Here is a 14,241-nt window from a genome sequence, read left to right on the forward strand (position 1 = left end):
GACCCCGTGCCGCAGCCTCCCGGCCCCGAGCCGACCCCGGCGCCCGGGCCTGGCCCCGGCCCGGTGCCCGACCCGGAACCGCAGCCGCAGCCCGGCCCCGTGTAAGTACCGCCGGGCCGGGCGCGGCCACCGCTCAGGTGGTGCTCACCTCGGAGCGGTCACCGCCCCAGAGCGTGTGGAACGAGCCCTCGCGGTCCGACCTGCGGTACGTGTGCGCACCGAAGAAGTCGCGCTGGCCCTGGGTGAGCGCCGCAGGCAGCCGCTCGGAGCGCAGCGCGTCGTAGTAGGCGAGCGCGGCGGAGAAGCCCGGTGTGGGGACGCCCTGGCGTGCGGCGGTGGCGACCACCGCGCGCCAGTCGTCCTGGGCACCGCCGATCTCCTCCGCGAACTTCTCGTCCGAGAGCAGACTCGGCAGGTCGGGCCGGGCGTCGAAGGCCGAACGGATCCGGTCGAGGAACGCGGCCCGGATGATGCACCCCGCACGCCAGATCGCGGCGACCGCGCCCAGGTCGATGTCCCAGTCGTACGTCTCGCTGCCGGCGGTGATCTGGTGGAAGCCCTGGGTGTACGAGACGATCTTCGACGCGTACAGCGCCTGCTCCACCTGGTCGGCGAAGTCCGCGGCCGCCGCCTCGTCCAGCGGCTCCGGAACGGGACCCGGCAGCTCGCGTGACGCCTTGCGCAGGGCGCCGTGCCCGGAGAGGGAGCGGGCGAAGACGGCCTCCGCGATGCCCGACACCGGTACCCCGAGGTCGAGTGCGATCTGCACCGTCCAGCGCCCGGTGCCCTTCTGCTCGGCCTCGTCGGCGACGATGTCCACGAAGGGCCGCCCGGTGGCGGCGTCCTTGTGCGCGAGCACCTCCGCCGTGATCTCGATCAGGTACGAGTCGAGCCGGCCGGTGTTCCAGGAGCGGAAGGTCTCGGCGATCCGCTCGGGGGAGTAGCCCGCGACCTCGCGCAGCAGATGGTAGGCCTCCGCGATCAGCTGCATGTCGGCGTACTCGATGCCGTTGTGCACCATCTTCACGAAGTGCCCCGCCCCGTCGGGGCCGATGTGCGTGGTGCAGGGCGAGCCGTCGGCGGCCTTCGCGGCGATCCTCTCCAGCAGCGGGCCGAGCGACTCGTAGGACTCGGCGGAACCGCCGGGCATGATGCTCGGCCCGTGCAGAGCGCCTTCCTCGCCGCCCGAGATGCCGGTGCCGACGAAGTGGATGCCCCGCTCGCGCAGCTCCTTCTCGCGCCGCCGGGTGTCCTCGAAATGCGCGTTGCCGCCGTCGATGATGACGTCGCCCTCCTCCAGGAGCGGTGCGAACTCCTGGATCACGGCGTCGGTGGGGTCGCCTGCCTTGACCATGATCACCAGACGGCGCGGTCGCTCCAGAGCGGCCACGAACTCCTCCGGGCCCTCCGTGAGCACGAAGGTGCCCTCGTCGCCGAACTCGTCGACCAGCTCGTGCGTCCTGGCGGCGGTGCGGTTGTGCAGGGCGACGGTGAACCCGTTGCGCGCGAAGTTGCGGGCGAGGTTGCGGCCCATGACCGCGAGGCCGGTGACGCCGATCTGGGCTGTTCCACTCATTGGTCGTGCTCCTCGGGATCGTGCGGGATGCCGCGCCTGGGCGTACATCTGGACCGTACGTCCGGCGCCGCGATCCTGCCGGGATCTGTGGGCCGGGCGGCGTACTGGATCCCGGGATCCGCCCGGGGCGCCGCTCAACTCCACTGGGCCGTATCCCCGTTCGGCGGGCCTTGACGCCTGTGCGGTGGCGCAGTGCGACGGTGACCGCGCGGGAGAGCGCTCTCCGGATTCCGGCCGCGCTGTCCCCGGCCCCGCCGGGGCCGCGGCACCCGGGCACGCCGAAGGGGCCCCGGCGGTACCGGAACCCCTTCGCCACGCGGATCCTGCTGTTCAGACGGTCAGACGGTCAGACGGTCAGCCGGTTCATGCCGCCCTGCGCCCCCGGCCGCGTGCGGAGCGGACGATGTCCGCGTACCGGTGGCCGCTGCTCTTGACGGTGCGCCGCTGGCTCGCGTAGTCGACGTGCACCAGACCGAAGCGCTTGTCGTAGCCGTAGGCCCACTCGAAGTTGTCCAGCAGCGACCAGGCGAAGTAACCGGCCAGCGGGACGCCCTTGCGGGCGGCGCGGGCGCAGGCGGCCAGGTGCTCGTCGAGATACCGGACCCGCTCCGGGTCGTCGACCGAGCCGTCGGCGCGGAGCACGTCGGGGTAGGCGGAGCCGTTCTCCGTGACGTAGATCTTCTGCGCGCCGTACTCGTCGGCCAGCCGCAGCAGGATGTTCTCCAGCCCGTCGGCGTTCACCTCCCAGTCCATCGCCGTGTGGCGGACGCCGGGCAGAAAGACCTGTTTGGCGTGCGGCAGCGGACCCGTCGGGTCGTCGGTGACGACATTGCGGAAGTAGTAGTTCACACCCAGCCAGTCGAGCGGGGTGGCGATGGTGTCGAGGTCACCGGCGCGGACGGGCAGGTCGACACCGTAGAGATCGACCATGTCCTGCGGGTAGCCGCGCCCGTGGATCGGGTCGAGCCACCAGCGGTTGGTGTGGCCGTCGGCGCGCACCGCCGCTGCCCGGTCCTCCTCGCGTTCGGTGGCCGCCTCGCAGGGGCTGAGGTTGTTGACGATGCCGACGCGGGCGCCCGGCACGGCCGCCCGGATCGCCTGTGTGGCCAGACCGTGGCCCAGGTGGAGGTGGTACGAGGTGCGGACGGCGGCGGTGATGTCCGTGAGGCCGGGGGCCATCCTGCCCTCCAGGTGGCCGATCCACGACGAGCAGAGCGGCTCGTTCAGCGTCGTCCAGTCCTTCACCCGGTCACCCAGCCGCCGGGCCACCACGCTCGCGTACTCCGCGAAGTGCTCGGCCGTCTCCCGGGCGGGCCAGCCGCCGCGGTCCTGCATGACCTGCGGGAGGTCCCAGTGGTACAGGGTCGGGAAGGGTGTGATGCCGGCCTCCAGGAGGCCGTCGACCAGCCGGTCGTAGAAGGCGAGCCCCTTCTCGTTGACCGGGCCGTCGCCGCCGGGTACGACGCGCGGCCAGGCGACCGAGAAGCGGTAGGCGTCCACGCCGAGCTGCTTCATCAGCCCGATGTCCTCGCGCCAGCGGTGGTAGTGGTCGCAGGCCACATCGCCGTTGTCGTTGTTGTCGATCTTTCCGGGAAGGTGCGAGAACGTGTCCCAGATGGAAGGCGAACGGCCGTCTTCGGCCACGGCTCCCTCGATCTGGTACGCCGCCGTGGCCACTCCCCAGGTGAAGTCTGCGGGAAGGGAGTTGTACTCGTTCACGGGCTGCCTTTCTGCTGAGGGGTGCTCAGAGCTGCGAGGGCGCTCAGGTGTACTGAGCGGTGTTGCGTGTGCTCAGGTGTGCCGAGCGGTGGTGAGGGGTTCTGCGGTGGTGCCGGACGGCAGGGGGCCGGCCGGTGGGAGGGGCCGGGCGCTCACTTGACCGCGCCGGCGGTCAGACCGGCGACCAGGTACCGCTGGAGCAGGAGGAAGCCCGCGACGACCGGCACGCTGACGACGAGCGAGGCGGCCATGATCTGATTCCAGTACACGTCGTTCTGCGTCGAGTAGCCCTGGAGCCCCACCGCGAGCGTCCGTGTCGAGTCGTTGGTCATCACCGACGCGAAGAGCACCTCGCCCCAAGCGGTCATGAACGCGTACAGGGTGACGGCCACGATGCCCGGGATCGCCGCGGGGACGACGACCCTGAAGAGCGCTCCGAGCGGGCCGCAGCCGTCCACCATCGCCGCCTCGTCCAGGTCCTTCGGGATGGAGTCGAAGTACCCGATGAGCATCCAGATCGAGAACGGCAGTGAGAACGTCAGATACGTGAGGATCAGACCACCGCGCGACCCGTAGAGGTCGACGCCGGTCGAGTTCCCGATGTTCACGAAGATCAGGAACAGCGGGAGCAGGAACAGGATGCCGGGGAACATCTGGGTGGAGAGCACGGTGATCGTGAAGACCCGCTTGCCGCGGAAGCGGTAGCGGCTCACCGCGTACGCGGAGAAGATCGCGACCACCACCGAGCAGACACTCGCCGTGCCCGCCACGATCAGCGAGTTCATGAAGTATTTGGCGAGCGGGATGGTGCTCCAGATATCGATGTACGGGCGGATGGTGAACCCGGTCGGAATCCAGGAGAACTTGCCCGACACGTCACCCAGCGGCTTCAGCGAGCTGCTGATCATCACGTACACGGGCACCAGCGTGAAGAGCGCCACCAGGGTGAGTGCCACGCGCCGGGTCCATATGAACGACTGCGGTGGTGCGGTGGGGGAGCGGCGGGCCGGGCGCGGTGGCGCGGGGGAGCGCGGGGCAGTGCTGGTACTAGACATCGGTGCTCTTCCTCCCGCGCGATGTGCAGATCAGGTACACGGCCGTCACCAGCAGCAGGAAGAGCAGGAGCAGCACGGACATGGCCGAGCCGCTGCCGAAGTTCCAGGTGTCGAACGACGATTGGTAGATGTGGACGGAGACCAGGTCGGCGGCTTCCGGGGCGGATCTGCCGAACAGGACGTAGGGCGTGTTGAAGTCGTTGAAGGTCCACAGGAACAGCACGAGGACCAGGACCTGGTTGACGGAGCGGAGCGACGGCAGGGTGATCTTGCGGATCTGCTGCCACATCCCGGCCCCGTCGATCGAGGCCGCCTCGTAGAGCTCACGCGGGATGTTCTGGAGCGCCGCCATCACCATCAGGAAGGCGAACGGCCAGGACTTCCAGACGGCGACGATGACCAGCGCGTAGAAGCTGTTGTCGCCGATCAGCCAGAAGGACGGCTTGTCGGTGATGCCCAGCTGGTCGTGGAGGACGTGGTTCACCAGACCGTTGTCCCGCTGGAACATGAACGCCCAGGTGATGATCGCGGCGTAGGCCGGCAGGGCGTACGGGATGAGGAAGACGGTCCGCAGCAGGCCGCGGCCGCGGAAGTTCTCCTGGAGCAGGATCGCGACCCCCGTGCCGATCAGCCAGGAGAGGCCGACGGCGAGCACGGTGAACCCGCAGGTGACGTAGAAGGAGTGGAGGAGGGCCTTGCCGATCGGGGCGTCGAAGTCGACAGCGACCTTGAAGTTGTGCAGACCCGTCCAGGGGGCCTGACCCCAGTTGCGGATGAAGAACTGGGTGAGGCCGCGGAAGCTCATCACGATGCCGATGGCCATCGGCACGATGTGGATGAGCAGTTCGAGCACGAGCGCGGGCAGCAGCAGCAGATACGGCAGGCCGCCGCGGCGGATCCGGTCGGGGATGCGCGGCAGACGCGACCGCGCACCCCCGGACTTCAGGACGTCATCGCCGGCCGCCGGCGGGATCCGGGAAGAGGGCTCCCGCACGAGAGGCGCGGCGGAGCCTCTCGTGAGGGGGTGGGGGTCGGGCGACGGGTGGGAGGTCATCGGAGTCAGTGCCTCACTGGGTCATCTGCTGCTGCGCCTTGGTGAGCTTGTCCTTGACCGAGGCCGTCGTGATGGTCTTCCCGGCGGCGGCGTCGGCCCACAGCTCCTTGATGGCGGTTCCGACGGTCGTCTCGAACTGCGACTCCGAGGCCACCTGCGGCAGCGGCGCCGCGCTCGTGGTCAGCGTGTCCTTGAGGACCTTCACGCCGGGCACGTTGAACGCCGGGTCGGCCTGGGCGGCCGTGACGGGCGGCACCGCGCCGTAGGCCTTGTTGAGGATCTTCTGCTCGTCGTCGCTGGTCATGAACTTCACGAACTTCAGCGCGCCCTTGGTGTTCTTGGTGTTCTTGAAGACGGCCATGTTGATGCCCGCGACCATGGAGTTGACGTTCTTGCCCTGCCCGGGGGCGCCGGAGACGACCGGCGCCGGCGCAGCCCCCCAGTCCTCCGGCTTCATCCCCTGCGAGGCGAAGGTGGACGCGGCCGCCTGCCAGAGCACCATGGCCGTCTTGCCCTTGGAGAAGTCGCTCAGCGACTGGTTCTGGCTGTACTCCGCGTTGCCCGGAGCGATGATCTTGTCCTTGCCCATGAGGTCGACGTACTGCTTCACGGCGGCGACGGCACCCGGAGAGGTGAAGGTCGGCTTGCCCGACGCGTCGAAGAAGTCGGCCCCGTGCTGCTTGCTGAGTACGAACGCCTGGTGGATGTTCTCGGAGAGGTTGCCGCCCTCGGCGCCGAGGCCCCACTTGCCGCTGGTGCCGTTCTTGGAGATCTTCCGGCCGTCGGCGATCAGCTCGTCCCAGGTGGCCGGGGGCTTGGCTATGCCCGCGTCGGCGAACATCTTCTTGTTGTAGTAGAGCGCGTACGACAGCGAGTACAGCGGAACGGCCGCCGGGTCCTGCTTCGCGGCGCCCGCCGAGGCCACCGCCGCCTCGACGAACCGGTCGCGGCCGCCGATCGCGTCGAAGTTGGCCTTGTTCCACGGCAGCAGAGCGCCGGTGGCCTGCAGCGAGGCCGACCAGGTGTTGCCGATGTTGAGCACATCGGGGCCCTGGCCCGACGTCGTCGCGGCGAGGACCCGCTTCAGCAGGTCGGCCCAGGGCACGACCTCCAGGTTGACCTTGATCCCGGTCTGCTGCTCGAACTTCTTCAGTTCGGGCGTGAGGATCTTCTTGTCGGCGGGGATGTTCGGTCCCTGGTTGGACGCCCAGTAGGTGAGCGTCTTGGGCGAGGCGTTGCTGCCCCCGCCGCTGGAGTCACTGCCCCCGCCGCACGCCGTGGCACCGGCGAGGGTGGAGATGGTGATGACGACTGCTGCTGCGGCTCTGATACTGCGCATGTGCGTAGGCCCCTTCCCGGGGAGGGCTGCGTTCAGGATTCGAACGGCCTTCACGACTTAATTCAGATCGTGAGTTAAGTAGTGAGAGAAGGTCGCGTCAAGAGCTTTCACAGGGGTATGTTGCCTACCGGGAAGGAGCCACATGGCTGAACAGAGCAGGCGAACTGTGCGTGACCTGCGGCGGGGCAACCGCGCCGAGGTATTGCAACGGTTGTATTTCGACGGACCGCTCAGCCGCCAGGAGCTCGCATCGGCCACCGGCCTGAGTTCGGGTTCCATCAGCAATGTGGTCGCCGAACTGGCCGCGGACGGGCTGCTCGAAGAAGCCGGAGTGGTCGATTCGGAGGGCGGCCGGCCGCGCACACTGCTGCGCGTCGCCCCTGCCAGCGGTCATCTGATCGGGATCGATGTGGGGGAGACCCGCGTCCGGGTCGAGCTCTTCGACCTCTCCCTCGGTGAACTGGCCCGCGCCGAGCGCCCGTTGGCGCACCATGGCTATGACGTCGGCCGGATCGTCGGCCATATCCGCGAAGCCGTGGCCGATGTGCTGCGGGAGGCGGACGTCAGCGCGGCACAGCTCGTCGGCGTCGGCGTGGGCGTACCGGGAATCATCGACCGGGACGGGCCCGACGGGGTCGTCGTGCACGGCCAGACCGTCGGCTGGGACGCGGTCCCGCTGGAGGCCATGCTCCGCGAGTCGGCCGAACTCCCCTCCTGGGTACCGTTCTTCATCGACAACGGAGCCAAGACCCTCGGCCAGGCGGAGATGTGGTTCGGCGGCGGGCGCGGCACGAGCGACGCCGTCGTGGTGCTGTTCGGCTCCGGGGTCAGCGCGTGCATCGTGGTCGACGGCGAGCTCTACGGCGGCGCGGACAGCAGGGCCGTCGAGTGGGGTCACACCACCATGCGGGTCGGCGGGCGGCGCTGCCGCTGCGGTGCGCCCGGCTGCCTTGAGGCGTATGTGGGCGCGGAGGCCATCCGGGAGCGGTGGCTGGAATCGGGCGCCCCGGCGGCCGAGGCGGCCGACGAGGAGACGGCGCTCGCCACCCTGCTCGCCGCCGCCCTGCCCGCTGCCGGGGGGCTCACGGGCGACCCCGCGGCGGCCGGACTCCTGGACGAGACCGCCGAGTACCTGGGAGCGGGTATCGCCGATCTGATCAACCTCTTCCGCCCCGAACGGATTCTGGTGGGCGGCTGGGCCGGGCTGCTGCTCGGCCCGGCGCTGCTGCCCGCCGTGCGCCGGTACGCGAAGGAGTACGCGATGCACCACCCGGCCGAGCGGGTCACCATCGACCTGGGCACGCTCGGCGCCGACGCGGTGACGCTGGGGGCGGCCACCCTGCCCCTCGCGGACTTCTTCGCCCGCGGCGGCAGGCACCGCAGGTACGACGTCCCGGACCCGGCAGCGGACCCGGCCGCCCTGCTGCGGCAGGGGGACTGGCGGCCCGTCGTGGTCGAGCGCCGCTGACGGCGCCGTCCGGACCAGGACGGCGCACGGCCCGCGCTCCGGGCGGGAGCCCTACGGGACGAGGGCCACGCCCACGAAGCCCGGGTACGGGGTGAGCTCCGGCGCGGGGGTGTCCTGGAACCACTCGGGCCCTGTCACCACACCGGGCGCCACCAGATCGAGGCCGTCGAAGAACCGCGCGATCTCGGCGCGCGACCTGGGCTTGAACGGGATGCGGCTGGAGTAGGTGCTGGCCACATGCTCCTCCGCCTCGGGAAACGCGTCCAGACTGGCCTGCGCGAGAATGAGGCAGCTTCCCGGCGACAGCCGGCCGACCAGCTCCCGCACGATCGCGTAGGGGTCCTCCTCGTCGAGGATGAAGTGCATGAGCGCGACGAGTGACAGGGCGACGGGCCTGCTGAAGTCCAGGAACGTCTGCGCCTGTTCGAGGATCAGCCCCGGCTCGCGGACGTCGGCCTGGAGGTAGTGCGTGGTGCCCTCCGGGGTGCTGACCAGCAGAGCCTCGGCGTGGCGCAGCACAATGGGGTCGTTGTCCGCGTAGACGATCCGGGCCGCCGGAATGATCTCCTGGACGATCTGGTGGAGATTCGGCTCGGTCGGGATCCCGGTGCCGATGTCCAGGTACTGGTCGATGCCCTGACGCGCGGCCCAGGCGACGGAACGGCGCATGAACGCGCGGTTCTGTTCCGCTCCGACCCGGATGAAGTCATCCAGTTTCTCGCCCAGCTCGCGGTCGACCAGATAGTGGTCCTTGCCCCCCAGCAGATAGTCGTAGACGCGCGCGGGGTGCGGCTTGCTGGTGTCGATCTGGTGCTTGGGGCTGTCCGTCATGGAGTGCTCCGTTGCGGTCCGAACAGGGCGGGGAAACAGGTGGGGACGGCGTGCCAGGACGTGTGTACCCGGCCCGGCCGTGTGTCCCCACTACGAAGTCTGTCACTCCCCCGCCGGTGCGCGCCGGGAGGTGCCCCGGGACCGGGTCGCGGCCCGGGCGGGAGGCCGGGGCGCGGCACCCGGCCGCGCCCCGCAGCGGCGCTCGCGGGCCGGTCAGCGCGCCGCACCCGCCAGTGGTGCGGGGACGGGGACGGACACCTCCGTGACGAGCGGCAGATCCCCGGCCGACCGCCCCGCGTACACCGTGAACCCGCCCGGCTCGATGCGCCAGCACCGCTCCGCCGCGGACCAGTGCCGCAAGGCCCTCGCCGGCACCCGGACGACCGCCTCCGCCGCCTCGCCCGGCCGGGCGCGCACGGCGGTGTGGCCCGCGAGCCACCGGACCGGGCGCTCCACCGCCGAGTCCCGGCGGGCCAGATAGAGCTGTACGACCTCACGGCCCGCGCGGCCGCCCGTGTTGCGGACCCGTACCCGTACGTCGAAGGAACCGTCCCCCGACACCGCTGCCGGGGCTTCGATCCCCTCGTACTCCCAGCTGGTGTACCCGAGGCCGTGCCCGAACCAGTACGCGGGCGCGACCGGCCCGCGCAGCCAGGCCCGGTAGCCGATGTGCAGGCCCTCGGTGTACCGGAGTGCCCCGTCCAGGGGGGCGGTGTCGAGCACCGGTACGTCGTCCTGCGCGGCCGGCCAGGTGGTGGGCAGCCGCCCGCCCGGCTCCGCTCCGCCGAACAGGATGTCCGCCGCCGCGTGGCCCGCCTCCTGCCCCGGGAACCAGCCGATGAGGACCGCCGCCACCTCGTCACGCCAGGGCAGGGCGACCGGGCCGCCCGCGTTCACGAGGACCACCGCGTCGGGGCGGGCGCGGGCCACAGCCCTCACCAGCTCGTCCTGTCCGCCGGGCAGTGCCAGCGAGACCCGGTCGCTGCCCTCCGACTCGCTCTCCTCCGTGGTTCCGACGACGACCACGACGGCATCGGCCGCGCGGGCCGCCGCGACCGCCTCGGCCCGCGCGGCGGCGGTGGCTGCGGGCGGTGGCGCGGCGGCGAGGATCGCGGCGATGCCGGTGTCCGGCGCCAGCTCGCGCCGCGCGACGAGTTCGGTCTCCTCGCCCGCGGTGAGGGTGATCCGGCCCGAGCGATACGGGGGCGACACATGGATGTGGGTCGGATCGTCGGTGTCCCGGGCGAACACGCCGTCCACGACGGTCCGTCCGCCCGCCGTCAGGGAGACCTGACCGAACCCGCCGACCGCCAGCGTCCACTCGCCGGTCGTCCCCGGCCGCAGCAGGGTGCGGATCTCCACGGTGGCCGCTCCGGCCACCCTGGCCGGCTCCACGATCCGCCCCGACAGCCGGTGCTCCGAGTGCAGCACGGCCCCGTCGGCGCCCAACAGGCTTACCAGTACGCCCGGTTCGCCGGTGTCCGGGTTGCGGGCCGCCTCCCCGGTGAGCGGTGTGGGCCTGCGCTCGGGCGGTACCCCGGGCGCATGGAGCAACCGCGTGCCGGGCCCGAGCGCCGCCCGGATCCCCTCCAGCGGAGACACCGCGGAAGCGGGGAAGACCTCCGCGCTCCCGCCGCCCTGGATCCTCGGTCCCGCGGCCCGCGGCCCGATCACGGCGACGGTCCGCAGCCGCCGGGGGTCCAGCGGGAGTACCTGCCCGGCGTTGCGCACCAGCACCGTGCCGGCCACCGCGGCCCGCCGCAGCAGCGCGCGCCGCCCGGCCTCCGGGACCACGGGGCGCCACACCGGCGCCGGGGCGCCGAGCGCGCCCACCCGTCCGGCCAGCCGCAGGAGTCTGCGCACCTTGTCGTCCACCGCCGACTGTGCCACCGCCCCGGTCCGCAGGGCCGCCAGCAGGGCGTCACCCCAGGCTCCTTCCGGCCCCGGCATGGCGAGGTCCTGGGCGGCCCGCGCGGTCTCCACCGTGGTGCGCACCGCGCCCCAGTCCGAGACCACCAGGCCGTCGAAGCCCCACTCGCCCTTCAGCGGTTCGGCCAGCAGCGGACTCGCCGACATGGTGACGCCGTTGACCCGGTTGTACGCCGACATCACCACCCACACCCCGGCCTCGACGGCGGCTTCGAACGGTGCCAGGTAGACCTCGCGCAGCGCCCTCTCGCCGACCCGCACATCGACCGTCAGCCGGTCGGTCTCCGCGTCGTTGGCCACGAAGTGCTTGGCCGTGGCGGCGACTCCGCCCGCCTGCACCCCGCGGATCACCGCGGCGCCGGTGCGGGCGGTGAGCAGCGGATCCTCGGAGTAGCACTCGAAGTGCCGGCCGCCCAGCGGAGTCCGGTGCAGATTCAGGGTCGGCGCCAGCAGCACGTCGACGCCCTTGTACCGGGCCTCGGCCGCGAGCAACCCGCCCAGTTCGGCGGCGAGTTCCTCGTCCCAGGCCGCCGCGACCGCGGTGGGGGAGGGTAGGACCAGTGAGGTCTCCCGCTCGTCCCACGACTCCCCGCGTACGCCCACCGGCCCGTCGGATGTGACCAGCGCCCGCAGACCGACAGCCGGTTCGGCGTGGGTCCGCCAGCCGGTCGCTCCGGTCAGCAGGCGCACCTTGGCCGCCTGGCTCAACGCACCGACCAGGGTGTCCAGCTCTTCGTCCGTCATGAAGACCCCTCCGCGCCCACCGGTCGGAGAGCGCTCTCCCGTATCGGCTGCAAGGGTACGGTGAACACGCGCTCTTGTCATTCCCTCCACAGCGGCCTTACTTTTGCGCCCTGCGACGTGTCCGACACGCGAGTGGGGGAGCCGAGAATGGCCGCAACCGGTCGTCATCGCCGTTACGAGCCGAGCCGGATCAACCGTGCCTCGCTCGCCGTCACCGCGGGCGGTGCCGGGCTCGCGCTGCCGCTGCTCACCGCCGGATCGGCCGGGGCCGCGCCGGTGGACGTATGGAACAAGGTGGCCGGCTGCGAGTCCACCGGCAACTGGCAGATCAACACGGGCAACGGCTACTACGGCGGGCTCCAGTTCAGCCAGTCCACCTGGCAGGCATACGGAGGCGGCGCCTACGCCGCGCGCGCGGACCTGGCGACCGAGCGGCAGCAGATCGCGGTCGCGGAGAAGGTCCTCAGGGCGCAGGGACCCACGGCATGGCCGGTCTGCTCGGTGCGGGCCGGGCTCAGCAGGGGTGACGCGGCCCCGAAGGCCGTCGTACGGACGACCGCGCGGAAGGCGGCGGTTCCGGAGACCCGGAGCGAGCCGGAGCGCACGGCGTCTCCGGAGACCCGGCCCCGGAAGCCGGAGCGCACCGCGTCCGCGAAGTCCGGGAGTGAGCCGCGGTCCGCCTCCGGGCAGGTGGACCATGCGGGACCGGCGGCGTCCACCGCGCCCGGCGCCGCCTACACGGTGGTCAGCGGCGACTCGCTCTCCCGGATCGCCGAGGCCGAGGACGTCACCGGTGGCTGGCACCAGCTGTACGAAGGGAACCGCACGGTGGTCGGGTCCGACCCGGACCTGATCCACCCCGGTCAGCGCCTGAGCCTCGACGGGGCGCAACGCCAGAAGACCACCGCGCCTCGCCCGGCAGGCGGAGCGAAGGCCCGGCCGGCGAAGCCCCGTGCGACACGGACCACGGCGGCGCCCGCGAACCCCCGCAGGACGGCGCCGGCCGCTCCGCATCACGCGAACGCGGCATCGACTGCCCTGATCGCGCCCGTCCCGGGCCACCACACCACGCCCTACCGCGCGTCCGGCGGGTCCTGGTCCAGCGGCCACCACACCGGCATCGACTTCCCGGTCGCGACCGGTACGCCGGTGAAGGCGGTCGCCGCGGGCCGGGTAGTCGCAGCGGGCTGGGGCGGCGCCTACGGCTATCAGGTGGTCATCCGGCATGCGAACGGCACGTACACGCAGTACGCCCATCTGTCCGCACTGACGGCCCGGATGGGCCAGAACGTCCAGCAGGGGCAGCGCATCGCCCGCTCGGGTTCGACCGGGAACGCCACCGGCCCGCACCTGCACTTCGAGGCGCGGACCGGCCCGGAGTACGGCAGCGACACCGATCCGCTGGCCTACCTCAGGGCGGGCGGCGTCACCGTCTGACCGTCCTTCTTGGACCGGGTCCGTGCCGCGACGAGCCGCGGCGCGGGTCCACCCGGTGGCGGGACCGGGGCTGACGCCGGCCGGTCCTGTGACTCGCGCGGCGCCCCGGAACCGGGCCGGGAGGCGGAGAGCCGCTCCGTGGTCAGCAGGATGAGCCCGCCCGCCGCCAGGACACCGCAGCCGAGCGCCAGGACCGTCCCGGCCACCCCGTAGCGGAACTCCTCGCCGAAGAGCGTGACCCCGATCGCCGCGGCCAGGACCGGGTTGACGACGGTGACGGTCGCCAGCGGCGCCGCGAGCCCGGCTCCCCGGTACGACGCCTGCGAGAGCAGCACGCCGGTCCCCGCGAACCCGGCGATCGCCAGCAGGCTCAGCCACTCGGCGGTCGGAGCGTGGGAGGTCCAGTCCACCGCGACGGTCTTGGTGAAGACGGATGCGGCGCCGAAGGCCACACCGGCCGCCGTCGCCAGCACGATGCTCCGCACGACCGGCTTGTGCATGCGCCGGGCGACCACGAAGAGCAGCGCGATCCCCCCGAAGGTCGCCAGGGCCAGCACGGTCCGCTCGCCGCCCGGCAGGGAGTCGTTGTCCGCGCCGCCGGTCAGCGCCAGCAGGCCGGCCAGGCCCACGGTGGCCATGATGGCGCCGCGCCAGGCGGCGGCGCCCGCCCGTCGCCGTACGAAGACCGCGGCCATCGGCAGCGCGAAGACGATGGTCAGCGCGCCGAGCGGCTGCACAAGACTCAGCGGCCCGTAGGCCAGGGCCACGACGTGCAGTCCGGCACCGAGGCCGTTGAGCGCCATGGCGGCCCACCAGCCGCCGTGACGCAGGGGGGCGTAGGGGCTGCCGGGCGTGGCCACGGCAACGCGTTCCTGAACGATGGCCCCGGCCGCATACGCGACTGCGGAGACCAGCGACAGCAGCACGGACAGCGCGAGGGCACTCATGCTCTCAACGATCTCTCCTTTCGGCCGGAAAGTCGTCGTCCCCAGGCACCGAATCCTCCGTACTACCAGAGCAGTACACGGCCCCCCGGTATGTAGTCCTCGCGGCGGTCGTGCCGGAGGCCGTGACCGGCCCTGGGCCCCG

The 14,241-nt window shown here is 71.6% G+C and carries 10 protein-coding genes; 2 read left to right on the forward strand and 8 right to left on the reverse strand.

The features are described from left to right. Positions 1 to 133: 133 nt before the first annotated feature. From gndA to OG917_RS29390, 5 genes are all read right to left on the reverse strand, one after another. On the reverse strand, positions 134 to 1,576 hold the full coding sequence (gene gndA / locus OG917_RS29370) for an NADP-dependent phosphogluconate dehydrogenase (RefSeq protein ID WP_328321301.1): 1,443 nt from the start codon (positions 1,574 to 1,576) through the stop codon (positions 134 to 136). Between the two features lie 363 nt (positions 1,577 to 1,939). Then, a complete protein-coding gene (locus OG917_RS29375; protein WP_328321303.1) occupies positions 1,940 to 3,295 on the reverse strand; it encodes a GH1 family beta-glucosidase in 1,356 nt (451 codons plus the stop codon). Between the two features lie 152 nt (positions 3,296 to 3,447). Continuing rightward, the gene (locus OG917_RS29380) at positions 3,448 to 4,350 is read right to left on the reverse strand and encodes a carbohydrate ABC transporter permease (protein WP_328321305.1); all 903 of its coding nucleotides are present in this window, start codon (positions 4,348 to 4,350) and stop codon (positions 3,448 to 3,450) included. Then, positions 4,343 to 5,404 (reverse strand): carbohydrate ABC transporter permease, encoded by a 1,062-nt coding sequence (locus tag OG917_RS29385; RefSeq protein WP_328321307.1) that lies wholly within the window; start codon positions 5,402 to 5,404, stop codon positions 4,343 to 4,345. The genes OG917_RS29380 and OG917_RS29385 overlap by 8 nt, the downstream gene beginning before the upstream one ends. Before the next feature lie 13 nt (positions 5,405 to 5,417). Beyond that, positions 5,418 to 6,743, reverse strand: a complete 1,326-nt coding sequence (locus OG917_RS29390) for an ABC transporter substrate-binding protein (RefSeq protein ID WP_328321309.1) — start codon at positions 6,741 to 6,743, stop codon at positions 5,418 to 5,420. 142 nt (positions 6,744 to 6,885) lie between these two features. Here OG917_RS29390 and OG917_RS29395 point away from each other — a divergent pair, with 142 nt between their 5' ends. Beyond that, positions 6,886 to 8,211 carry an ROK family transcriptional regulator gene (locus OG917_RS29395; protein WP_328321311.1) on the forward strand — a complete coding sequence of 442 codons (1,326 nt, stop codon included), beginning with the start codon at positions 6,886 to 6,888 and terminating at the stop codon, positions 8,209 to 8,211. A 51-nt stretch (positions 8,212 to 8,262) separates the two neighbouring features. Here the strand turns inward: OG917_RS29395 and OG917_RS29400 are convergent, their stop codons facing one another. Both OG917_RS29400 and OG917_RS29405 read right to left on the reverse strand, forming a co-directional pair. Further along, a complete protein-coding gene (locus tag OG917_RS29400) occupies positions 8,263 to 9,042 on the reverse strand; it encodes an SAM-dependent methyltransferase (RefSeq protein WP_328321313.1) in 780 nt (259 codons plus the stop codon). 213 nt (positions 9,043 to 9,255) lie between these two features. Beyond that, the gene (locus OG917_RS29405; protein ID WP_328321315.1) at positions 9,256 to 11,715 is read right to left on the reverse strand and encodes a glycoside hydrolase family 3 C-terminal domain-containing protein; all 2,460 of its coding nucleotides are present in this window, start codon (positions 11,713 to 11,715) and stop codon (positions 9,256 to 9,258) included. A 147-nt stretch (positions 11,716 to 11,862) separates the two neighbouring features. Between OG917_RS29405 and OG917_RS29410 the strand changes: the two genes are divergently transcribed. After that, positions 11,863 to 13,152: a transglycosylase family protein gene (locus tag OG917_RS29410; protein WP_328321317.1), complete on the forward strand. Its 1,290-nt coding sequence runs from the start codon at positions 11,863 to 11,865 to the stop codon at positions 13,150 to 13,152. On the opposite strand, the gene OG917_RS29415 is transcribed toward OG917_RS29410, so the two are convergent. Beyond that, positions 13,122 to 14,099, reverse strand: a complete 978-nt coding sequence (locus tag OG917_RS29415) for a DMT family transporter (RefSeq protein ID WP_328321319.1) — start codon at positions 14,097 to 14,099, stop codon at positions 13,122 to 13,124. The two genes, OG917_RS29410 and OG917_RS29415, sit on opposite strands and share 31 nt — an antisense overlap. Between the last annotated feature and the right edge of the window lie 142 nt (positions 14,100 to 14,241).

The sequence above is a fragment of the Streptomyces sp. NBC_00388 genome (assembly GCF_036061255.1).
Taxonomy (GTDB): domain Bacteria; phylum Actinomycetota; class Actinomycetes; order Streptomycetales; family Streptomycetaceae; genus Streptomyces.